At 65.3% G+C, this 22,528-nt stretch carries 10 protein-coding genes and 6 rRNA genes; 15 read left to right on the plus strand and 1 reads right to left on the minus strand.

The window, feature by feature from the left end; translation table 11 throughout:
* Positions 1-3: 3 nt before the first annotated feature.
* From tyrS to MU522_RS09430, 10 genes are all read left to right on the plus strand, one after another.
* Positions 4-1,317, plus strand: a complete 1,314-nt coding sequence (gene tyrS, locus MU522_RS09385; protein WP_146354264.1) for a tyrosine--tRNA ligase — start codon at positions 4-6, stop codon at positions 1,315-1,317.
* Positions 1,318-1,944: 627 nt separating this feature from the next.
* Positions 1,945-3,465, plus strand: a 16S ribosomal RNA gene (locus MU522_RS09390).
* A gap of 402 nt (positions 3,466-3,867) precedes the next feature.
* A 23S ribosomal RNA gene (locus MU522_RS09395) occupies positions 3,868-6,982 on the plus strand.
* A gap of 112 nt (positions 6,983-7,094) precedes the next feature.
* Positions 7,095-7,211 (plus strand): 5S ribosomal RNA (rrf, locus tag MU522_RS09400).
* A gap of 1,691 nt (positions 7,212-8,902) precedes the next feature.
* Positions 8,903-10,423: ribosomal RNA gene (locus MU522_RS09405) — 16S ribosomal RNA — on the plus strand.
* Positions 10,424-10,825: 402 nt separating this feature from the next.
* Positions 10,826-13,940 (plus strand): 23S ribosomal RNA (locus MU522_RS09410).
* 112 nt (positions 13,941-14,052) lie between these two features.
* A 5S ribosomal RNA gene (gene rrf / locus MU522_RS09415) occupies positions 14,053-14,169 on the plus strand.
* Together the 16S, 23S and 5S rRNA genes form the textbook arrangement of a ribosomal RNA operon.
* Positions 14,170-14,397: 228 nt before the next feature.
* Complete coding sequence (locus MU522_RS09420) at positions 14,398-15,210, plus strand: hypothetical protein (RefSeq protein ID WP_246990743.1); 813 nt, start codon at positions 14,398-14,400, stop codon at positions 15,208-15,210.
* Entirely contained in the window at positions 15,144-16,208 is a 1,065-nt protein-coding gene (locus MU522_RS09425) for a hypothetical protein (protein ID WP_246990744.1), read from the plus strand. Before MU522_RS09420 ends, MU522_RS09425 begins: the two co-directional genes overlap by 67 nt.
* Positions 16,208-17,242 (plus strand): HAD-IIA family hydrolase, encoded by a 1,035-nt coding sequence (locus tag MU522_RS09430; RefSeq protein ID WP_146357713.1) that lies wholly within the window; start codon positions 16,208-16,210, stop codon positions 17,240-17,242. Before MU522_RS09425 ends, MU522_RS09430 begins: the two co-directional genes overlap by 1 nt.
* Here MU522_RS09430 and MU522_RS09435 read toward each other — a convergent pair.
* On the minus strand, positions 17,239-17,955 hold the full coding sequence (locus tag MU522_RS09435) for an aminoglycoside 3'-phosphotransferase (protein ID WP_246990745.1): 717 nt from the start codon (positions 17,953-17,955) through the stop codon (positions 17,239-17,241). The genes MU522_RS09430 and MU522_RS09435 overlap by 4 nt on opposite strands.
* Before the next feature lie 22 nt (positions 17,956-17,977).
* Here MU522_RS09435 and MU522_RS09440 point away from each other — a divergent pair, with 22 nt between their 5' ends.
* From MU522_RS09440 to recN, 5 genes are read left to right on the plus strand one after another with little or no spacing between them, the layout of a single operon-like run.
* Complete coding sequence (locus MU522_RS09440) at positions 17,978-18,973, plus strand: NAD-dependent epimerase/dehydratase family protein (protein WP_246990746.1); 996 nt, start codon at positions 17,978-17,980, stop codon at positions 18,971-18,973.
* Positions 18,970-19,110 (plus strand): hypothetical protein, encoded by a 141-nt coding sequence (locus MU522_RS09445; RefSeq protein ID WP_164877091.1) that lies wholly within the window; start codon positions 18,970-18,972, stop codon positions 19,108-19,110. Before MU522_RS09440 ends, MU522_RS09445 begins: the two co-directional genes overlap by 4 nt.
* Before the next feature lie 58 nt (positions 19,111-19,168).
* A complete protein-coding gene (locus MU522_RS09450; RefSeq protein WP_246993506.1) occupies positions 19,169-19,945 on the plus strand; it encodes a TlyA family RNA methyltransferase in 777 nt (258 codons plus the stop codon).
* A complete protein-coding gene (locus tag MU522_RS09455; protein WP_240671313.1) occupies positions 19,942-20,844 on the plus strand; it encodes an NAD kinase in 903 nt (300 codons plus the stop codon). Before MU522_RS09450 ends, MU522_RS09455 begins: the two co-directional genes overlap by 4 nt.
* Positions 20,841-22,523, plus strand: coding sequence for a DNA repair protein RecN (recN, locus tag MU522_RS09460; RefSeq protein ID WP_246990747.1), 1,683 nt, complete (start codon positions 20,841-20,843; stop codon positions 22,521-22,523). Before MU522_RS09455 ends, recN begins: the two co-directional genes overlap by 4 nt.
* The last annotated feature ends 5 nt before the right edge of the window (positions 22,524-22,528 follow it).

The raw sequence follows: 22,528 nt of genomic DNA on the forward strand, positions 1-22,528 counted from the left end.
CGGGTGACCGAACTCGCTCCCATCCAGCTCGACCCGGCGTTCCCGAATGTCTGGGACGAGCTGCAGTACCGCGGCAGCGTGCACGTGTCGACCGACCCGGAGGCGCTGCGGTTCCTCCTGGGCGGCGCGCCGATCACCTTCTACTGCGGCTTCGACCCGACCGCGCCGAGCCTGCACCTCGGCAACCTGGCGCAGCTCATCATCATGCGCCGCCTGCAGCTGGCCGGCCACCGGCCGCTCGCGCTGGTCGGAGGCTCGACGGGCCTCATCGGCGACCCGAAGCCGACCGCCGAGCGACAGCTCAACGACCGCGAGACGGTCGCCGAGTGGGTCACCTACCTCGGCGAGCAGATGCTGCGGTTCCTCTCCGCCGAGGGCGACAACCCGGTCGAGCTCGTGAACAACCTCGACTGGACGGCGCCGATGTCGACCGTCGACTTCCTGCGCGAGATCGGCAAGCACTTCCGCGTCGGCACCATGCTGCGCAAGGACGCCGTCGCATCGCGGATGGAGTCCGAGGAGGGCATCTCCTACGCCGAGTTCAGCTACCAGGTGCTGCAAGGGCTCGACTTCCGCGAGCTCTTCCTCCGCTACGGCTGCATCATGCAGCTCGGCGGCAGCGATCAGTGGGGCAACCTCACCGCCGGCACCGAGCTGATCCGCAAGGCGGAGGGCGTGCACGCCCACGCGCTGGGCTCTCCGCTCGTCACCGACGCCGATGGGAAGAAGTTCGGCAAGAGCGAGGGCAACGCGGTCTGGCTCGACCCGCAGCTGACCACCCCGTACGCGATGTACCAGTTCTGGCTCAACCAGGACGACGCGATCGTGGTGCAGCTGCTCAAGACGTTCACGTTCCTGCCCTCGTCCCGCATCGAGGAGCTCGCGCAGGCGACGGCGGATGCGCCGTTCCGGCGCGAGGCGCAGAAGGAGCTCGCGCTCCAGGCGACGTCGTTCATCCATGGGGAGCCCGCGACGCAGCAGGCCATCGCCGCATCCCACGCGCTGTTCGGCGCCGGCGACCTCCAGGCGCTGGGGGAGGACACGCTCGCCGCAGCTGTCGCCTCGCTCGACAAGCAGGCGACCGCGACACCGGACGCCCCGGTGCTGCAGCTGCTGCAGGAGACCGGGCTCGTCGACTCGCTCTCGGATGCCCGGCGCGCGATCGCCCAGGGCGGCGTCTCCGTGAACAACCAGCGCATCGACGACCCGGCCGCCACGCTCGAGGGCCGGCTCCTGCACGGCCGGTACGCCGTGCTGCGGCGCGGCAAGAAGACGCTCGCGGGCGTCGATGCAGGGCTCGACGCGGCGCGAGCCTGACCACACGGGCGCGCGCCCTGCTCCCCGGATCTCCGGGCGCGGAGCGAGACACGCCCGGGATGCGCGGGGTTTGGGATGCGGGCCCGGATGCCGTGTAACGTGATCCCTCGTCACCCCATAGACGCCGGGCCGAGAGGCTGGCGGATCAAGAGGGACCAACACCTCCTCGTCTTCGGGTTCGTGCGCACGTTGTGCGCTGGCTCGTGGGGCGAGTATCGTGACTACTCCACTTCGATGATGAGTGTGCGGATGGCGTGCGGGCAGTTGAGGCTGCTGGCGGGCCGGCTTGAACAGGCGTTCCGGATCGTGTAACCTAGCGAGGTTGCCATGGGCCGGATCTGAAGGTCTGGTGTGAGCTTCGCTCCGCGCGGTGTGTCGATTTGACACTCGTCGAGAAGTGGTTACGATTGAGAAGTTGCCTCGGCGCAGACCCGGAAGGGAATGCACGAGAGCGTCTGATCCTTGAGAACTCAACAGCGTGCACAATGTCAAATGCCAAATATTAACTCGTCGTGCCTGAGGGCACAACGAATTCCTTTGGATGAGACAGATTGTCAGTAGACAGTCTATTTTGTCAGTTTCAAACTCGCTGCCGACCGGTTTTCCCCGGCCGGCATGCAACATTTCTTTACGGAGAGTTTGATCCTGGCTCAGGACGAACGCTGGCGGCGTGCTTAACACATGCAAGTCGAACGATGAAGGAGGAGCTTGCTCCTCCGGATTAGTGGCGAACGGGTGAGTAATACGTGAGCAATGTGCCCTTGACTCTGGGATAAGCGCTGGAAACGGCGTCTAATACCGGATACGACCCTCGGAGGCATCTCCTGATGGTGGAAAGAACTTCGGTCAAGGATCAGCTCACGGCCTATCAGCTAGTTGGTGAGGTAACGGCTCACCAAGGCGACGACGGGTAGCCGGCCTGAGAGGGTGACCGGCCACACTGGGACTGAGACACGGCCCAGACTCCTACGGGAGGCAGCAGTGGGGAATATTGCACAATGGGCGCAAGCCTGATGCAGCAACGCCGCGTGAGGGACGAAGGCCTTCGGGTTGTAAACCTCTTTTAGCAGGGAAGAAGCGAAAGTGACGGTACCTGCAGAAAAAGCACCGGCTAACTACGTGCCAGCAGCCGCGGTAATACGTAGGGTGCAAGCGTTGTCCGGAATTATTGGGCGTAAAGAGCTCGTAGGCGGTTTGTCGCGTCTGCTGTGAAAACCCGAGGCTCAACCTCGGGCTTGCAGTGGGTACGGGCAGACTAGAGTGCGGTAGGGGAGATTGGAATTCCTGGTGTAGCGGTGGAATGCGCAGATATCAGGAGGAACACCGATGGCGAAGGCAGATCTCTGGGCCGTAACTGACGCTGAGGAGCGAAAGCATGGGGAGCAAACAGGCTTAGATACCCTGGTAGTCCATGCCGTAAACGTTGGGAACTAGATGTGGGGACCATTCCACGGTCTCCGTGTCGTAGCTAACGCATTAAGTTCCCCGCCTGGGGAGTACGGCCGCAAGGCTAAAACTCAAAGGAATTGACGGGGGCCCGCACAAGCGGCGGAGCATGCGGATTAATTCGATGCAACGCGAAGAACCTTACCAAGGCTTGACATATACCGGAAACGGCCAGAGATGGTCTCCCCGCAAGGTCGGTATACAGGTGGTGCATGGTTGTCGTCAGCTCGTGTCGTGAGATGTTGGGTTAAGTCCCGCAACGAGCGCAACCCTCGTCCTATGTTGCCAGCACGTAATGGTGGGAACTCATGGGATACTGCCGGGGTCAACTCGGAGGAAGGTGGGGATGAGGTCAAATCATCATGCCCCTTATGTCTTGGGCTTCACGCATGCTACAATGGCCGGTACAATGGGCTGCGATACCGCAAGGTGGAGCGAATCCCAAAAAGCCGGTCTCAGTTCGGATTGAGGTCTGCAACTCGACCTCATGAAGTCGGAGTCGCTAGTAATCGCAGATCAGCAACGCTGCGGTGAATACGTTCCCGGGCCTTGTACACACCGCCCGTCAAGTCATGAAAGTCGGTAACACCCGAAGCCAGTGGCCTAACCTTTTGGAGGGAGCTGTCGAAGGTGGGATCGGTGATTAGGACTAAGTCGTAACAAGGTAGCCGTACCGGAAGGTGCGGCTGGATCACCTCCTTTCTAAGGAGCATCTCGCCGGCGCAGCCGGCGCAGAGCCACTACGGTCGCACACGTCGACCGGTGGTCAGCTCAAGGGTGGAACATTGACATTGGTGCTCGAGGGATCGGGTCCAGCTCAGTACGACTGCTTGCAGTCAGGAACGGCGGGACGCGGGAGATCGAGCACATGCACGCTGTTGGGTCCTGAGGGACCAGACGGCGCCTTTTGGCGTCTTCGGAACCTCGGACCGGCCGGTCGCAGCGCAGGGCGCTGGGGCTGACGGTACCGACCGTAAGTTGAGAACTACACAGTGGACGCGAGCATCTTAGATTCGAGCTTCGGCTCGAGTCTTGATGATCTTTATAGATCATTGGTCGCCATCGCCTCGGCGGTGGTGTCCTAACCAAAATACTCATGTATGTGGTCAAGTTTCTAAGAGCAAACGGTGGATGCCTTGGCATCTGGAGCCGATGAAGGACGTAGTAATCTGCGATAAGCCTCGGGGAGCTGATAAACGAGCTTTGATCCGAGGATCTCCGAATGGGGAAACCCCGCTGGGCGGCGTGCCGACCCAGTGACTCCCGCCTGAATATATAGGGCGGGTAGAGGGAACGTGGGGAAGTGAAACATCTCAGTACCCACAGGAAGAGAAAACAACAGTGATTCCGTAAGTAGTGGCGAGCGAACGCGGAAGAGGCTAAACCGATCGTGTGTGATAGCCGGCAGGCGTTGCACGATCGGGGTTGTGGGACATCTCAGCTGCTCTGCCGAGCAGCAAGCGTTACAGACCGCGGTAGGCGAAGAGCTTGGAAAGGCTCATCGAAGAGGGTGACAATCCCGTAGCCGAAACCGCGCAATGGCGCGAGGTCCATCCCAAGTAGCACGGGGCCCGAGAAATCCCGTGTGAATCAGCCAGGACCACCTGGTAAGCCTAAATACTCCCAGATGACCGATAGCGGACAAGTACCGTGAGGGAAAGGTGAAAAGTACCCCGGGAGGGGAGTGAAATAGTACCTGAAACCGTTTGCTTACAAACCGTTGGAGCAGCCCTAGCAGCTGTGACAGCGTGCCTTTTGAAGAATGAGCCTGCGAGTTAGCGATATGTGGCGAGGTTAACCCGTGTGGGGTAGCCGTAGCGAAAGCGAGTCTGAATAGGGCGATTCAGTCGCATGTCCTAGACCCGAAGCGAAGTGATCTATCCATGGCCAGGTTGAAGCGAGGGTAAGACCTCGTGGAGGACCGAACCCACTTAGGTTGAAAACTGAGGGGATGAGCTGTGGATAGGGGTGAAAGGCCAATCAAACTTCGTGATAGCTGGTTCTCTCCGAAATGCATTTAGGTGCAGCGTTGCGTGTTTCTTGCCGGAGGTAGAGCTACTGGATGGCCGATGGGCCCCAAAAGGTTACTGACGTCAGCCAAACTCCGAATGCCGGTAAGTGAGAGCGCAGCAGTGAGACGGTGGGGGATAAGCTTCATCGTCGAGAGGGAAACAACCCAGACCACCGACTAAGGTCCCTAAGCGTGTGCTAAGTGGAAAAGGATGTGGAGTTGCTTAGACAACCAGGAGGTTGGCTTAGAAGCAGCCACCCTTGAAAGAGTGCGTAATAGCTCACTGGTCAAGTGATTCTGCGCCGACAATTTAGCGGGGCTCAAGCACACCACCGAAGTCGTGGAATTCGCGCAACAGCTCGGCAGCCCTCGTGGCTGTCCAGGCGTGCGGATTGGTAGGAGAGCGTCGTGTGGCGAGTGAAGCGGCGGAGGAATCCAGCCGTGGACGCCACACGAGTGAGAATGCAGGCATGAGTAGCGAAAGACTGGCGAGAAACCAGTCCTCCGAAAGACCAAGGGTTCCAGGGTCAAGCTAATCTTCCCTGGGTAAGCCGGGACCTAAGGCGAGGCCGACAGGCGTAGTCGATGGACATCAGGTTGATAATCCTGAGCTGGCGAAGAACCGCCCAAGTCAATCCAGTAATGCTAAGAGTCCGAATCCTTGGACCGATCCCTTCGGGGTGACGTCCTTGGGCTAGCACTCGACCCTATGCTGGTGCGGCTAGCGTATTAACAGGTGTGACGCAGGAAGGTAGCAGAACCGGGCCGATGGTTGAGTCCGGGTAAGCCGTAGGGCGTGGGATAGGCAAATCCGTCCCACATACAGCCTGAGAGCTTTGCCGAACCCTAGAGGGAAGTCTGTGATCCTATGCTGCCAAGAAAAGCATCGACGCGAGGTTCAAGTCACCCGTACCCCAAACCGACTCAGGTGGTCAGGTAGAGAATACCAAGGAGATCGAGAGAATCGTGGTTAAGGAACTCGGCAAAATGCCCCCGTAACTTCGGGAGAAGGGGGGCCTGAGGCGTGACGGCACTAGCTGCCCGAGCGTTTGAAGGCCGCAGAGACCAGTGGGAAGCGACTGTTTACTAAAAACACAGGTCCGTGCTAAGACGCAAGTCGATGTATACGGACTGACGCCTGCCCGGTGCTGGAAGGTTAAGAGGAAGGGTTAGCGCAAGCGAAGCTCAGAATTTAAGCCCCAGTAAACGGCGGTGGTAACTATAACCATCCTAAGGTAGCGAAATTCCTTGTCGGGTAAGTTCCGACCTGCACGAATGGCGTAACGACTTCCCAGCTGTCTCAACCGCGAACTCGGCGAAATTGCACTACGAGTAAAGATGCTCGTTACGCGCAGCAGGACGGAAAGACCCCGTGACCTTTACTACAGCTTGGTATTGGTGTTCGGTGTGGCTTGTGTAGGATAGGTGGGAGACTGTGAAGCCCGGACGCTAGTTCGGGTGGAGTCGTTGTTGAAATACCACTCTGGTCACTCTGGATATCTAACTTCGAACCGTAATCCGGTTCAGGGACAGTGCCTGGTGGGTAGTTTAACTGGGGCGGTTGCCTCCCAAAAAGTAACGGAGGCGCCCAAAGGTTCCCTCAACCTGGTTGGCAATCAGGTGTCGAGTGTAAGTGCACAAGGGAGCTTGACTGTGACAGTGACAACTGGAGCAGGGACGAAAGTCGGGACTAGTGATCCGGCAGTGGCTTGTGGAAGCGCTGTCGCTCAACGGATAAAAGGTACCTCGGGGATAACAGGCTGATCTTGCCCAAGAGTCCATATCGACGGCATGGTTTGGCACCTCGATGTCGGCTCGTCGCATCCTGGGGCTGGAGTAGGTCCCAAGGGTTGGGCTGTTCGCCCATTAAAGCGGCACGCGAGCTGGGTTTAGAACGTCGTGAGACAGTTCGGTCCCTATCCGCTGCGCGCGTTGGAAGTTTGAGAGGATCTGACCCTAGTACGAGAGGACCGGGTTGGACGAACCTCTGGTGTGTCAGTTGTTCCGCCAGGAGCACCGCTGATTAGCTACGTTCGGGATGGATAACCGCTGAAAGCATCTAAGCGGGAAGCCGGCCTCAAGATGAGACTTCCGTGCCTTCGGGCGAGAGGCTCCCAGCCAGACTACTGGGTTGATAGGCCGGATGTGGAAGTGGGGACTAAAGACCCATGAAGCTGACCGGTACTAATAAGCCGATGACTTGATAACACATATTATGAGCTTGCTGCTCGCGTCCACTTTGTGGTTCTCGATGTACGGTCGAGAACTGCAGCCCTCCGCTTCGAGCGGAGTGCTGTGCAGACTGAAACATCAACAGTGTTTCGGCGGCCATAGCGAGAGGGAAACGCCCGGTCACATTCCGAACCCGGAAGCTAAGGCTCTCAGCGCCGATGGTACTGCAGGGGGGACCCTGTGGGAGAGTAGGACACCGCCGGACTTCTTTTGGAAAGGGGCCCCAGATTCATCTGGGGCCCCTTTTTCTATGCCCGCACGCCGCTGAGCGATCGTTGCGGTGCCGCCGATGCGGCTGCTTCTCGAGCGCGGTGATGTGGTGCCCGACCCAACGGCCTCTCGCACTGCGGCGATCAGCGCCTCGAGCGTGCGGAGCGCTCAGCGATGATCGGCGCGAGCTGTACTGAGCCATCAGTTGGACCTTGCCGTTCTGCCAGGGGTAGCGGGGCTTGATGTGCAGTTGCCGGCCGCCGAGTTCTGCGACGGCTGCGGGTCAGGCGGGGGCGCGTCGGTAGGCGAGCGCGTTGTCGGCGATGACCTATTCGATGCGAGTGATGCCGTAGTCGGCGAGGTAGTCCGCCGCTCGCCGGCGGAAGACGCAGCCCTCGACGACGATCGCCGGCTCACCTACCCCGCAGATGACGCGGCCGCGGACCTCCACGAGTCATGCGGTTCAGTGACGCACGCTACCGACACGTTTCACGATTAGGTCTCTGCTGAACGGAGACGGAAGCGGGATGACTTGGGGCACGAGAGCCTCCGGGACCTCACTGCGGATCCCACCGCTCCAGCGCGGTCGAGGCTGCGTGCGCCCGAGCGGTTGATCGGCGCCATGGGGCTGACGGCTCGGTGCGCGGGGAGCGAGCCGCGCTTCCGCGAGCGTGACCGCAGCCTCAGCCGGTCCTGCGGCGCGCTCCGTGGTGCGCGTGCGGGTCATGCGTCCACCTCCGTCATGTGCTTGATGACGACCATCGCGGAAGTGCCCTGGTCGACCTCTGCACCGGGGCGCTCGAGGCTGCCGCCGGCTGGCCGCGTACCGCGCAGCTGCGCAAGGCACTCGATCGCGCCGAGCAGCGGGGCCCTCGATGGTCACGTCCTCCGTCTCGGCGACGAGCGTCGGGTCGGTCGAGCCCGCGGTACTCCACGAACGCTCTGGGCGGGGGAGCTCACGCGTCATGGCGATGGCGCCGGCCGCACTGCTCCAGCGCGCGGGGCCGGCGGCGACCACGTTCCCACTGGCTGACGGGGCGTTGGGCTTCCGGCGACGGCGTCCCGACAGGCGAGCAGGAACCTCCCGCATCGGCGTCGGGACCGCGCGACACGCCCGGCCCGTGGCAAGTTGCACGCAGGCGACGTGGCCCGTGTAATGTTGTCCCTCGTCACCCCATAGACGCCGGGCCGAGAGGCTGGCGGATCAAGAGGGACCAACACCTCCTCGTCTTCGGGTTCGTGCGCACGTTGTGCGCTGGCTCGTGGGGCGAGTATCGTGACTACTCCACTTCGATGATGAGTGTGCGGATGGCGTGCGGGCAGCTGAGGCTGCTGGCGGGCCGGCTTGAACAGGCGTTCCGGATCGTGTAACCTAGCGAGGTTGCCATGAGCCGGATCTGAAGGTCTGGTGTGAGCTTCGCTCCGCGCGGTGTGTCGATTTGACACTCGTCGAGAAGTGGTTACGATTGAGAAGTTGCCTCGGCGCAGACCCGGAAGGGAATGCACGAGAGCGTCTGATCCTTGAGAACTCAACAGCGTGCACAATGTCAAATGCCAAATATTAACTCGTCGTGCCTGAGGGCACAACGAATTCCTTTGGATGAGACAGATTGTCAGTAGACAGTCTATTTTGTCAGTTTCAAACTCGCTGCCGACCGGTTTTCCCCGGCCGGCATGCAACATTTCTTTACGGAGAGTTTGATCCTGGCTCAGGACGAACGCTGGCGGCGTGCTTAACACATGCAAGTCGAACGATGAAGGAGGAGCTTGCTCCTCCGGATTAGTGGCGAACGGGTGAGTAATACGTGAGCAATGTGCCCTTGACTCTGGGATAAGCGCTGGAAACGGCGTCTAATACCGGATACGACCCTCGGAGGCATCTCCTGATGGTGGAAAGAACTTCGGTCAAGGATCAGCTCACGGCCTATCAGCTAGTTGGTGAGGTAACGGCTCACCAAGGCGACGACGGGTAGCCGGCCTGAGAGGGTGACCGGCCACACTGGGACTGAGACACGGCCCAGACTCCTACGGGAGGCAGCAGTGGGGAATATTGCACAATGGGCGCAAGCCTGATGCAGCAACGCCGCGTGAGGGACGAAGGCCTTCGGGTTGTAAACCTCTTTTAGCAGGGAAGAAGCGAAAGTGACGGTACCTGCAGAAAAAGCACCGGCTAACTACGTGCCAGCAGCCGCGGTAATACGTAGGGTGCAAGCGTTGTCCGGAATTATTGGGCGTAAAGAGCTCGTAGGCGGTTTGTCGCGTCTGCTGTGAAAACCCGAGGCTCAACCTCGGGCTTGCAGTGGGTACGGGCAGACTAGAGTGCGGTAGGGGAGATTGGAATTCCTGGTGTAGCGGTGGAATGCGCAGATATCAGGAGGAACACCGATGGCGAAGGCAGATCTCTGGGCCGTAACTGACGCTGAGGAGCGAAAGCATGGGGAGCAAACAGGCTTAGATACCCTGGTAGTCCATGCCGTAAACGTTGGGAACTAGATGTGGGGACCATTCCACGGTCTCCGTGTCGTAGCTAACGCATTAAGTTCCCCGCCTGGGGAGTACGGCCGCAAGGCTAAAACTCAAAGGAATTGACGGGGGCCCGCACAAGCGGCGGAGCATGCGGATTAATTCGATGCAACGCGAAGAACCTTACCAAGGCTTGACATATACCGGAAACGGCCAGAGATGGTCTCCCCGCAAGGTCGGTATACAGGTGGTGCATGGTTGTCGTCAGCTCGTGTCGTGAGATGTTGGGTTAAGTCCCGCAACGAGCGCAACCCTCGTCCTATGTTGCCAGCACGTAATGGTGGGAACTCATGGGATACTGCCGGGGTCAACTCGGAGGAAGGTGGGGATGAGGTCAAATCATCATGCCCCTTATGTCTTGGGCTTCACGCATGCTACAATGGCCGGTACAATGGGCTGCGATACCGCAAGGTGGAGCGAATCCCAAAAAGCCGGTCTCAGTTCGGATTGAGGTCTGCAACTCGACCTCATGAAGTCGGAGTCGCTAGTAATCGCAGATCAGCAACGCTGCGGTGAATACGTTCCCGGGCCTTGTACACACCGCCCGTCAAGTCATGAAAGTCGGTAACACCCGAAGCCAGTGGCCTAACCTTTTGGAGGGAGCTGTCGAAGGTGGGATCGGTGATTAGGACTAAGTCGTAACAAGGTAGCCGTACCGGAAGGTGCGGCTGGATCACCTCCTTTCTAAGGAGCATCTCGCCGGCGCAGCCGGCGCAGAGCCACTACGGTCGCACACGTCGACCGGTGGTCAGCTCAAGGGTGGAACATTGACATTGGTGCTCGAGGGATCGGGTCCAGCTCAGTACGACTGCTTGCAGTCAGGAACGGCGGGACGCGGGAGATCGAGCACATGCACGCTGTTGGGTCCTGAGGGACCAGACGGCGCCTTTTGGCGTCTTCGGAACCTCGGACCGGCCGGTCGCAGCGCAGGGCGCTGGGGCTGACGGTACCGACCGTAAGTTGAGAACTACACAGTGGACGCGAGCATCTTAGATTCGAGCTTCGGCTCGAGTCTTGATGATCTTTATAGATCATTGGTCGCCATCGCCTCGGCGGTGGTGTCCTAACCAAAATACTCATGTATGTGGTCAAGTTTCTAAGAGCAAACGGTGGATGCCTTGGCATCTGGAGCCGATGAAGGACGTAGTAATCTGCGATAAGCCTCGGGGAGCTGATAAACGAGCTTTGATCCGAGGATCTCCGAATGGGGAAACCCCGCTGGGCGGCGTGCCGACCCAGTGACTCCCGCCTGAATATATAGGGCGGGTAGAGGGAACGTGGGGAAGTGAAACATCTCAGTACCCACAGGAAGAGAAAACAACAGTGATTCCGTAAGTAGTGGCGAGCGAACGCGGAAGAGGCTAAACCGATCGTGTGTGATAGCCGGCAGGCGTTGCACGATCGGGGTTGTGGGACATCTCAGCTGCTCTGCCGAGCAGCAAGCGTTACAGACCGCGGTAGGCGAAGAGCTTGGAAAGGCTCATCGAAGAGGGTGACAATCCCGTAGCCGAAACCGCGCAATGGCGCGAGGTCCATCCCAAGTAGCACGGGGCCCGAGAAATCCCGTGTGAATCAGCCAGGACCACCTGGTAAGCCTAAATACTCCCAGATGACCGATAGCGGACAAGTACCGTGAGGGAAAGGTGAAAAGTACCCCGGGAGGGGAGTGAAATAGTACCTGAAACCGTTTGCTTACAAACCGTTGGAGCAGCCCTAGCAGCTGTGACAGCGTGCCTTTTGAAGAATGAGCCTGCGAGTTAGCGATATGTGGCGAGGTTAACCCGTGTGGGGTAGCCGTAGCGAAAGCGAGTCTGAATAGGGCGATTCAGTCGCATGTCCTAGACCCGAAGCGAAGTGATCTATCCATGGCCAGGTTGAAGCGAGGGTAAGACCTCGTGGAGGACCGAACCCACTTAGGTTGAAAACTGAGGGGATGAGCTGTGGATAGGGGTGAAAGGCCAATCAAACTTCGTGATAGCTGGTTCTCTCCGAAATGCATTTAGGTGCAGCGTTGCGTGTTTCTTGCCGGAGGTAGAGCTACTGGATGGCCGATGGGCCCCAAAAGGTTACTGACGTCAGCCAAACTCCGAATGCCGGTAAGTGAGAGCGCAGCAGTGAGACGGTGGGGGATAAGCTTCATCGTCGAGAGGGAAACAACCCAGACCACCGACTAAGGTCCCTAAGCGTGTGCTAAGTGGAAAAGGATGTGGAGTTGCTTAGACAACCAGGAGGTTGGCTTAGAAGCAGCCACCCTTGAAAGAGTGCGTAATAGCTCACTGGTCAAGTGATTCTGCGCCGACAATTTAGCGGGGCTCAAGCACACCACCGAAGTCGTGGAATTCGCGCAACAGCTCGGCAGCCCTCGTGGCTGTCCAGGCGTGCGGATTGGTAGGAGAGCGTCGTGTGGCGAGTGAAGCGGCGGAGGAATCCAGCCGTGGACGCCACACGAGTGAGAATGCAGGCATGAGTAGCGAAAGACTGGCGAGAAACCAGTCCTCCGAAAGACCAAGGGTTCCAGGGTCAAGCTAATCTTCCCTGGGTAAGCCGGGACCTAAGGCGAGGCCGACAGGCGTAGTCGATGGACATCAGGTTGATAATCCTGAGCTGGCGAAGAACCGCCCAAGTCAATCCAGTAATGCTAAGAGTCCGAATCCTTGGACCGATCCCTTCGGGGTGACGTCCTTGGGCTAGCACTCGACCCTATGCTGGTGCGGCTAGCGTATTAACAGGTGTGACGCAGGAAGGTAGCAGAACCGGGCCGATGGTTGAGTCCGGGTAAGCCGTAGGGCGTGGGATAGGCAAATCCGTCCCACATACAGCCTGAGAGCTTTGCCGAACCCTAGAGGGAAGTCTGTGATCCTATGCTGCCAAGAAAAGCATCGACGCGAGGTTCAAGTCACCCGTACCCCAAACCGACTCAGGTGGTCAGGTAGAGAATACCAAGGAGATCGAGAGAATCGTGGTTAAGGAACTCGGCAAAATGCCCCCGTAACTTCGGGAGAAGGGGGGCCTGAGGCGTGACGGCACTAGCTGCCCGAGCGTTTGAAGGCCGCAGAGACCAGTGGGAAGCGACTGTTTACTAAAAACACAGGTCCGTGCTAAGACGCAAGTCGATGTATACGGACTGACGCCTGCCCGGTGCTGGAAGGTTAAGAGGAAGGGTTAGCGCAAGCGAAGCTCAGAATTTAAGCCCCAGTAAACGGCGGTGGTAACTATAACCATCCTAAGGTAGCGAAATTCCTTGTCGGGTAAGTTCCGACCTGCACGAATGGCGTAACGACTTCCCAGCTGTCTCAACCGCGAACTCGGCGAAATTGCACTACGAGTAAAGATGCTCGTTACGCGCAGCAGGACGGAAAGACCCCGTGACCTTTACTGCAGCTTGGTATTGGTGTTCGGTGTGGCTTGTGTAGGATAGGTGGGAGACTGTGAAGCCCGGACGCTAGTTCGGGTGGAGTCGTTGTTGAAATACCACTCTGGTCACTCTGGATATCTAACTTCGAACCGTAATCCGGTTCAGGGACAGTGCCTGGTGGGTAGTTTAACTGGGGCGGTTGCCTCCCAAAAAGTAACGGAGGCGCCCAAAGGTTCCCTCAACCTGGTTGGCAATCAGGTGTCGAGTGTAAGTGCACAAGGGAGCTTGACTGTGACAGTGACAACTGGAGCAGGGACGAAAGTCGGGACTAGTGATCCGGCAGTGGCTTGTGGAAGCGCTGTCGCTCAACGGATAAAAGGTACCTCGGGGATAACAGGCTGATCTTGCCCAAGAGTCCATATCGACGGCATGGTTTGGCACCTCGATGTCGGCTCGTCGCATCCTGGGGCTGGAGTAGGTCCCAAGGGTTGGGCTGTTCGCCCATTAAAGCGGCACGCGAGCTGGGTTTAGAACGTCGTGAGACAGTTCGGTCCCTATCCGCTGCGCGCGTTGGAAGTTTGAGAGGATCTGACCCTAGTACGAGAGGACCGGGTTGGACGAACCTCTGGTGTGTCAGTTGTTCCGCCAGGAGCACCGCTGATTAGCTACGTTCGGGATGGATAACCGCTGAAAGCATCTAAGCGGGAAGCCGGCCTCAAGATGAGACTTCCGTGCCTTCGGGCGAGAGGCTCCCAGCCAGACTACTGGGTTGATAGGCCGGATGTGGAAGTGGGGACTAAAGACCCATGAAGCTGACCGGTACTAATAAGCCGATGACTTGATAACACATATTATGAGCTTGCTGCTCGCGTCCACTTTGTGGTTCTCGATGTACGGTCGAGAACTGCAGCCCTCCGCTTCGAGCGGAGTGCTGTGCAGACTGAAACATCAACAGTGTTTCGGCGGCCATAGCGAGAGGGAAACGCCCGGTCACATTCCGAACCCGGAAGCTAAGGCTCTCAGCGCCGATGGTACTGCAGGGGGGACCCTGTGGGAGAGTAGGACACCGCCGGACTTCTTTTGGAAAGGGGCCCCAGATTCATCTGGGGCCCTTTTTTCTATGTGCCGACTCGATGGGAGCATGGTGCCGTGAACGACCACGCAGATCGCGGCTCCGGCCGTCAGGACGACCGCCGACCGAACCGCGATGGCGACCGCCGTCCGCAGCGCGACGGCGACCGTCGCCCGCCGCAGCGCGATGCCGAGCGGAGGCTCCGCCCCGGCGACCGCGGCTACCACCCGGATGGCGACCGTCGCCCGCAGGGCGATGCTGATCGCCGGCCCCAGCGCGACGGGGACCGCCGCCCGCAGCGTGACGGAGACCGTCGCTTCGGGGACCGAGACTCGCGTCCGCAGCGCGACGGCGACCGCCGCCCGCAGCGCGATGGCGAGCGTCGACCGCAGCGCGACGGCGATCGTCGTTTCGGCGACCGCGACTCGCGTCCCCAGCGCGATGGCGAGCGTCGACCGCAGCGTGACGGTGATCGTCGTTTCGGCGACCGCGACTCGCGTCCCCAGCGCGATGGCGACCGTCGGCCGCCGCGCGATGGCGACCGTCGGCCGCCGCGCGATGGCGACCGTCGTTTCGGCGACCGCGACTCGCGTCCCCAGCGCGATGGCGACCGTCGGCCGCCGCGTGACGGCGACCGTCGCCCGCCGCGCGACGGCGACCGTCGCCCGCATCGCGATGGCGAGCGTCGCTTCGGCGACCGCGACTCGCGCCCCCAGCGCGACGGGGACCGTCGCCCGCCCCGGGATGGTGACCGCCGCCCCGCGCGCGACGGCGAGCGCCGGTTCAACGGTGATCGCGATCGCCGTCCGCAGGGCGACGGCGACCGCAGCTTCGGGCGCGGCGACCAGCGTCGTCGCGACGACCAGCGCACGAGGAACCAGGGGCCCGAGCGCGATGCCGCCCGCCCCGGGCGCGACTACGAGCGCCGCGGCGACGGCTCCGGCGAGAGCTTCAAGCAGGTCCGCGAGGACGAGGTCGTGCCGCCGCCGCTGCCGGACGACCTGGTGGCCGAGGACCTCGACATCGGCGCGCGCGCGCAGCTGAAGACCCTCACGAAGGACAACGCCGAGTTCGTCGCCAAGCACATGGCGATGGCGTCGCGCCTGATCGACGAGAACCCGGAGCTCGCGCACGAGCACGCGCTCACCGCGGCTCGTCGCGCCGGCAGGATCGGCGTGGTGCGCGAGACGCTCGCGATCACCGCCTACCAGCTCGGCGACTTCGCGCTCGCGCTGCGCGAGCTGCGCACCTACCGCCGCATCACCGGGCGCGACGACCAGCTGCCGCTCATGGCCGACTGCGAGCGCGGGCTCGGACGTCCCGAGAAGGCGCTCGAGCTGGCACGTTCGGTCGATGCAGCGACGCTCGAGACGCCCGTCCGGGTCGAGCTCGCGATCGTGAAGTCCGGCGCGCGCCTGGACCTCGGGCAGCCGGAGGCGGCGCTCGAAGAGCTGCGCATCCCCGAGCTGCGCCGAGACAAGGCGTTCGAGTACAGCCCGGCGCTCTTCGCCAGCTACGCGGGCGTGCTCGAGGAGCTCGGTCGCGACGATGAGGCCGCCGAGTGGCTCGCCCTCGCCGACCGCGCCATCGACGCCCTCGAGGCGGCGCTCGCGCCGGGCGAGCTCGAGTCCATCGCGATCACGACCGAGCGCATCGAGGACGACGGCGAGGCCACGGCCGAGGAGAGCGGCGTGCCGCTCGAGTCGGGCGTCGACGATGCCGCGGAAGCGGGCGACGACGACGATGAGGCGGCCGACGACGACGATGAGGCGGCCGAGGACACCGGCGAGGCAGCGGACGAGCACGTCGAGGATGTCGACGACGTCGAGGCTCCCGCAGACCCTGAGCAGGTCGAGCCGCCAGCAGCGCCGGTGCAGCCGGCCGCTGCCGCGGCGGCCGTCGACGAGGCGGAGCCCGCCTCGGAGGAGCCGGCGCCGCACGGCGACGCGCTCTTCGCCGACGCGCTGTTCGGCGACGACCTCATCGAGGACGAGGACGAGGACCAGGACCAGGAGCCGGAGCGCGGCGGAGACGCCCGCTGATGGCGCTGTTCCGCAAGGCGGCGGCGCAGCCGACGCCGCTCGACGGCGTCGACTGCCTGTACCTCGACCTCGACGGGGTCGTCTACAAGGGGCCGGATGCGATCCCGCACGCGGTCGACAGCATCCGTGCCGCCGGGCTCCCGACGGCCTACCTGACCAACAACGCCTCGCGCACCGACGCGGAGGTCGCCGAGCACCTGGCGTCCTTCGGCCTCGACGTGCGCGCGTCCGACGTGGTCACGAGCCCGCAGGCGGCCATGCTGCTGCTCGCGAAGCACCTGCAGCCGGGCGACCCCGTGCTCGTGGTCGGCGGCGCCGGCATCGTGGTCGAGCTCGAGGCGCGCGGCTGGCGCGTGGTGCGCACCGCCGCCGAGCAGCCGAAGGCCGTCGTGCAGGGCTTCCATCCGTCGGTCGGCTGGAAGGACCTCGCCGAGGCGTCGTTCGCGCTGCGCCGCCCGCTCGAGCAGGGCGGCATCCCCTGGATCGCGACGAACGGCGACTGGACGATCCCGGTCGCCGGCGGCATCGCGCCCGGCAACGGCACGCTCGTCTCGGCGGTGCACACCGCGGTCGGCCGCCTGGCCGAGTTCGCAGGCAAGCCCGAGACCCCGATGTTCGACGTCGCCGCGGAGCGCTTCGGCGCGCGCGCGCCACTCATGGTCGGCGACCGGCTCGACACCGACATCCTCGGCGCCCGCCGCGCCGGCATCGCGTCGGCGCTCGTGCTGACCGGCATCGACCGCGGCGCGAGCCTGATCGGCGCCGACGCCTCGATGCGACCCGATCACGTGCTCGAGGATCTGCGCGGCCTCGCCGAGCCGATCGCGCCGGTGCGCGAGACGCTCGAGACCTCGACCGGCGACCGCTACTTCGAGGTCGGCCAGGCGGCGGTGCGCCGCTCGGGCATCGACATCGCGCTCGTGCGTGCGGGGGAGCGCGACGTCGACACGATCCGCGCCGCGTGCGCGGCGGTGTGGACGGCCGACCGCCCCGTGCTGGGCCTCCGGATCGCCGACGAGCTGCTCGCGCTCTAGTCGAGCTCGGGCGGCTCCCACAGCGCGCGCCAGCGACGGATCCGCTCGGGGTCCGGCGCCGCCCCGTAGGCGGCCCAGAACGCCGGCTCCGCGTCGCCGAGCCCGTTCCACGCCAGCGACCACGAAGCGATCGCCAGATCCGACCAGCGGTCGCCCACGCCGACCCGGCCGAGGTCGACGAGCCCCGCGAACCGGCCGTCGGCGATGAGCGTGTTGGGCGCGCACGGATCGCCGTGGCAGACCACGGGGTCGTCGACGGGCGCGGATGCGGTCCAGTCGGGAGCGGGGAACGGGCACGTGCGCGCGTCGGTCGCGTGCAGGCGCCGCAGCCCCTCGCCGAGCGCGGCCGCCGCCGCATCGGGGTCGTGGAGCCCCGCCGCCGAGACGATCGAGGGCGCCGGGATGGCGGCGGTCTCGAGCAGCTCGCCGCCGGCCTCGCGGTGCAGGCCCAGCACGCGCGGCACCGGCACCGACGACGCCGTCGCGAGCCAGCGCATCCGCTGCTCCTCGGCCGCGAGGGACTCGGCGCCGACGGGGCTCCACTTCGCGTAGACGGCGCCGCCGATGCGGTCGATGCGAGCCGTCACGCCGCCCAGCTCGTTGCGCCACACCAGCTCGACGGGATCGTGGCCCGCGCGGCGCGCGATGGGCGGCGGCACGGGTGTGCCCGCCGGGGGAGGGCCGGCGAGGTCGAGGGAGGGTCCGCTGCGCACCGATCGACGCTAGCGTGCAGGCATGGACGACGCTGCATCGCCCCGGCGCGTGCTCGTGCTCGGCGGCACCCGCTGGCTCGGACGCGCCGTCGCCGAGGCGCACCTGGCGCGCGGCGCGGAGGTGACGTGCCTGGCGCGCGGCGCCTCGGGCGCGGTCGCTCCGGGCGCGCGGCTCGTGACCGGCGACCGCGACCGCGCCGACGCCTACGCGGCGCTCGAGGGCGAGTGGGACGAGGTGGTCGATGTCACGCGGCTGCCCGCGCACGCCTCGGGCGCGCTCGACGCGCTCACCGATCGGACGCGGCACTGGACGTTCGTCTCGTCGGTGTCCGCGCAGCGGCTCGAGGGCGCCCCGGTCGGCGCCGACGAGGACGACGAGCTCGTGCCGGAGGACCCGACGGGCGAGGAGTACGGCGGCGCGAAGGCGTGGATCGAGCGCGTCGCCAGGGAGCGGCTCGGCGAGCGGCTCGCGATCGTGCGGCCCGGCCTCATCGGCGGGCCGGGCGACGGGAGCGACCGCTTCGGGCACTGGGTCGCGCGGCTCGCGCTCGCCGGCGAGGGGCCCGTGCTCGTGGCGGCGCGCGAGCAGCCGACGCAGACGATCGACGTGCGCGACCTGGTCGACTTCCTCGTCGCGCGGGCGCCGCACCGGCAGGACGTCGTGAACGCGGTCGGGCACGACGGCTCGCTGCACGCGCTCATCGCGCTCGCGCGGGAGGTCGCCGGGCACACGGGGGAGCTCGTCGCGGCGGCCGACGAGGAGCTCGAGGGGGCCGACGTCGGCGTCTGGATGGGTGCGCGCGCGCTGCCGCTCGTGCTGCCCGCCGCGCTCGCCTCGCACGCCCAGCGCTCGAGCGCGCGCTACCGCGCAGGCGGCGGCGGGCACCGGCCGCTGCGCGCGACGCTCGAGGCGGTGCTCGCCGACGAGCGCGCACGCGGGCTCGACCGCCCGAGCGCCAACAGGCTCTCGCGCGCCGACGAGCTCGCGGTGATCGATTCGCTAGCCTCGAGGGCATGACCGACCCCCAGGAGCACGCCGACGGCCTCGTCGACGAGCTGGAGCTCCTCGAGCAGCAGCCGCTCGAGGCGCGGGCCGAGCAGCTCGCGCGCATCCACGACCGGCTGCAGGCCGAGCTCGGGGCGGTGCGTGGCTGACGCAGCCGGGGCGGGCGGCGCCGAGCCGATCGGGGGCGAGCCGATCGGAGGCGAGCCGGTGCGGCTCGATCAGGCGCTCGTCGAGCGCGGACTCGCTCGCAGCCGATCCCAGGCGCAGCAGCGCATCGCCGAGGGACTCGTCACCGTCGACGGGCGTGCCGCGCTCAAGGCGAGCCTCAAGGTGCCCGCGCGCGCCGAGGTCGCCGTGGCGGGCGGCGACGCCTGGGTGTCGCGCGCCGCGCACAAGCTGCTCGCGGCGCTCGACGCCTTCGCCGTCGACCCCGCCGGCCGGGAGGCGCTCGACGCCGGCGCCTCGACGGGCGGCTTCACGCAGGTGCTGCTCGCGCGCGGCGCCGCGCACGTGACGGCCCTCGACGTCGGCCACGGCCAGTTCCAGCTCGACGTCGACGCGCATCCGATCACCCTCGTCGAGGGGCGCAACGTGCGCGACCTCGAGCCCGGGTCGCTGCAGCCGGCGCCGTCGATCATCACCGCCGACCTGTCGTTCATCTCGCTCGCGCTCGCGATCCCGCCGCTCGTCGGGGTCGCGGCGCCCGGCGCCGACTGGATCGTGCTCATCAAGCCGCAGTTCGAGGTCGGCCGCACGGGCGTCCGCGAGGGCATCGTCGCCGACGCGGGCCTCAGGGCCCAGGCGATCGAGCAGGTCCTGTGGGCGGCGTGGGACGCAGGGCTCGGCACCGCCGGCCTCATCGGCAGCCCGATCGCGGGCGGCCGCGGCAACCTCGAGTACCTCGCCCACCTCTCGGCCGAGCGCGGCACCAATCCGACAGAATGGCTGGACGAGTCGGCGAGACTGGCGAAGGAGGCGCGGTGAGCGGACGCAGGTTCCTGCTCGCGTTCCACCCCGGGCGTGAGGAGGCTGTCGCGACGGCCGCCGCGATCGCCGCGCGGCTGCTCGCCGAGTCGGTGACGCCCGTCGTGCTCGCCGAGGACCGCGCGGTGCTGCTCGCCGCCGGCAGCGGGCTCGAGGCCGTCGAGCCGTACGTGCCCTCCGACGCGCCCGACGTCGAGCTCATCATGACGCTCGGCGGCGACGGCACGATCCTGCGCGCGGCCGAGCTGCAGCGCGAGATCGGCGCGCCGCTGCTCGGCATCAACCTCGGCCACGTCGGCTTCCTCGCGGAGGCCGAGGTCGCCGAGACCGCCGAGGTCGTCGAGCGCGCCCTGCGCCGCGGCTACGAGGTCGAGGAGCGGCTGACCCTCTGCGTGCGCGTCTTCCAGGGCGACGAGCTCGTGCACGAGACCTGGGCGGTGAACGAGGCGGCGATCGAGAAGTCGGGCTCGGGCCGCATGATCACGACCATGCTCGAGATCGACGGCCGCCCCATCTCGTCGTTCGGCACCGACGCGGTGCTGCTCGCGACGCCCACCGGATCGACCGCCTACTCCTTCTCGGCGGGCGGCCCCATCGTGTGGCCGACGGCGTCGGTGCTGCTGCTCGTGCCGCTCGGCGCCCACGCGCTCTTCACCCGCCCGCTCGTCGTCGCGCCGACCTCGACCATGGCCGTGACGATCGCCGACGACTCGACGAGCCCCGCCGTGCTGTGGTGCGACTCCCGCCGCTCCTTCGACCTGCCGCAGGGCTCGCGGGTCGAGGCGACGCGCGACGACCGGCCGCTGCGGCTCGCGCGGCTGTCGCGCGCGCCCTTCGCCGACCGGCTGGTCGCGAAGTTCCACCTGCCGGTGGAGGGCTTCCGGCGGGCGCGCACGTGACCCGCCTCGACGAGCTCACGATCCGCTCGCTCGGCGTGATCGACGAGGCGCGCGTGCCGGTGGGCGCCGGCTTCACCGCCATCACCGGCGAGACGGGCGCGGGCAAGACGATGCTCGTGCAGGCGCTCGCGCTGCTGCGCGGCGAGCGCGCCGACGCGGGCGTCATCCGCTCCGGCGAGGATCGTGCCGCGGTGCAGGGCGTCTGGATCGTCGACGACGCGGATGCGGTGGCCCTCGTCGAGGACGCCGGCGGGGTCGTCGACGACGGCGAGCTGATCCTCGGCCGCGCCCTCACCCGGGAGGGTCGCTCGCGCGCCCAGGCCGGCGGCGCCGCCGTGCCCGCGGGGCTGCTGCGCGAGCTCGCCGACCGCCTCGTCGCCGTCCACGGGCAGGCCGACCAGCAGCGGCTCCGCTCGCCCGACGCGCAGGCCGCCGCGCTCGACCGCGCCGCGGGGGAGCGCCTGGCGGCGCTGCTCGCCGAGTACGTCCGGGAGCACGAGGCCTGGACCGCCGCGCGCGACGCGGCCGCGCGCATCCGCGACGAGCACGACGCGCGCGCCGCAGAGGCCGCCTCGATCCGGGCCGAGCTCGAGGACCTCGAGGCCGTCGACCCGCAGCCGGGCGAGCAGGACGAGCTCGCCGCGATCGCGCACCGCCTCGAGCACTCCGAGGCGCTGCGCGCCGAGCTCGCCGAGGCGCACGGCGCGCTCTCGAACGACGAGGACGAGCCCGACGCGGTGACGCTCGCGGGCCGCGCGCGCCGGCTCGTCGAGCGCGCCTCCGGCGACGACGCGGCGCTCGGCGGCGCGCTCGACCTGCTGGTGCAGGCCGACGCGCTGCTGCAGGAGGCATCCTCGGCGATCGTGCGGGCGCTCGACGACCTCGAGCGACCCGAGCGCAGCCTCGACGAGGTGCAGGAGCGGCGCGCCCAGCTCACCGCGCTCGAGCGGCGCCTGGGCCGCACGCTCGAGGAGGCGCTCGAGGCGGCGCCGGCGGCCGCGCTCCGGCTCGCCGAGCTCGAGGGCGACGACGCCGAGCTCGAGCGGCTCGACGCCGAGGAGCGCGCGCGGCACGAAGCGGTCGCGGCGCTCGCCGACCGGCTGAGCGCGCTGCGGCAGGAGGCGGCCCGGCACCTCGAGGCCGCCGTCGGCGAGGAGCTCGCTGCGCTCGCGATGCCGAACGCCCGGCTCGTGGTCGAGGTCGCGCCGACGGATGCGCTCGGCCCGCGGGGCCGGGACCGCGTCACCATGCTGCTCGCGCCCCACCCCGGCGCCGAGCCGCGTCCCGTGCAGCGGGGCGCGTCGGGCGGCGAGCTCAGCCGCATCATGCTCGCGCTCGAGGTGGCGCTCGCCGACGAGAGCGTGCCCACCATGGTCTTCGACGAGGTCGACGCGGGCGTCGGCGGCGCCGCGGCGACCGAGATCGGGCGCCGGCTCGCCCGGCTCGCCGAGCACTGCCAGGTGATCGTCGTCACCCATCTCGCGCAGGTCGCGGCGTTCGCCGAGCGCCACGTGCGCGTCGAGAAGGGCACCGACGGCCGCATCACCGCATCGCAGGTGTCGCCGGTCGAGGGCGAGGAGCGCCTGGCCGAGCTCGCCCGCATGCTCTCGGGCACCGCATCCGAGACCGCGCTCGCGCACGCCCGCGAGTTGCTCGATGATGCGCGGGTCGTGGGTTAGGCTCG

The sequence above is a fragment of the Agrococcus sp. SCSIO52902 genome (genome assembly GCF_022983135.1).
Lineage (GTDB): Bacteria > Actinomycetota > Actinomycetes > Actinomycetales > Microbacteriaceae > Agrococcus > Agrococcus sediminis.

What these genes read in the sequence shown, in the direction of transcription:
- MU522_RS09430 (WP_146357713.1), top strand. Translation starts at nt 16,208, where the DNA reads ATGGCGCTGTTCCGCAAGGCGGCGGCGCAGCCGACGCCGCTCGACGGC.
- MU522_RS09420 (WP_246990743.1), top strand. Translation starts at nt 14,398, where the DNA reads ATGGCGACCGTCGCCCGCAGGGCGATGCTGATCGCCGGCCCCAGCGCG.
- MU522_RS09445 (WP_164877091.1), top strand. Translation starts at nt 18,970, where the DNA reads ATGACCGACCCCCAGGAGCACGCCGACGGCCTCGTCGACGAGCTGGAG.
- MU522_RS09440 (WP_246990746.1), top strand. Translation starts at nt 17,978, where the DNA reads ATGGACGACGCTGCATCGCCCCGGCGCGTGCTCGTGCTCGGCGGCACC.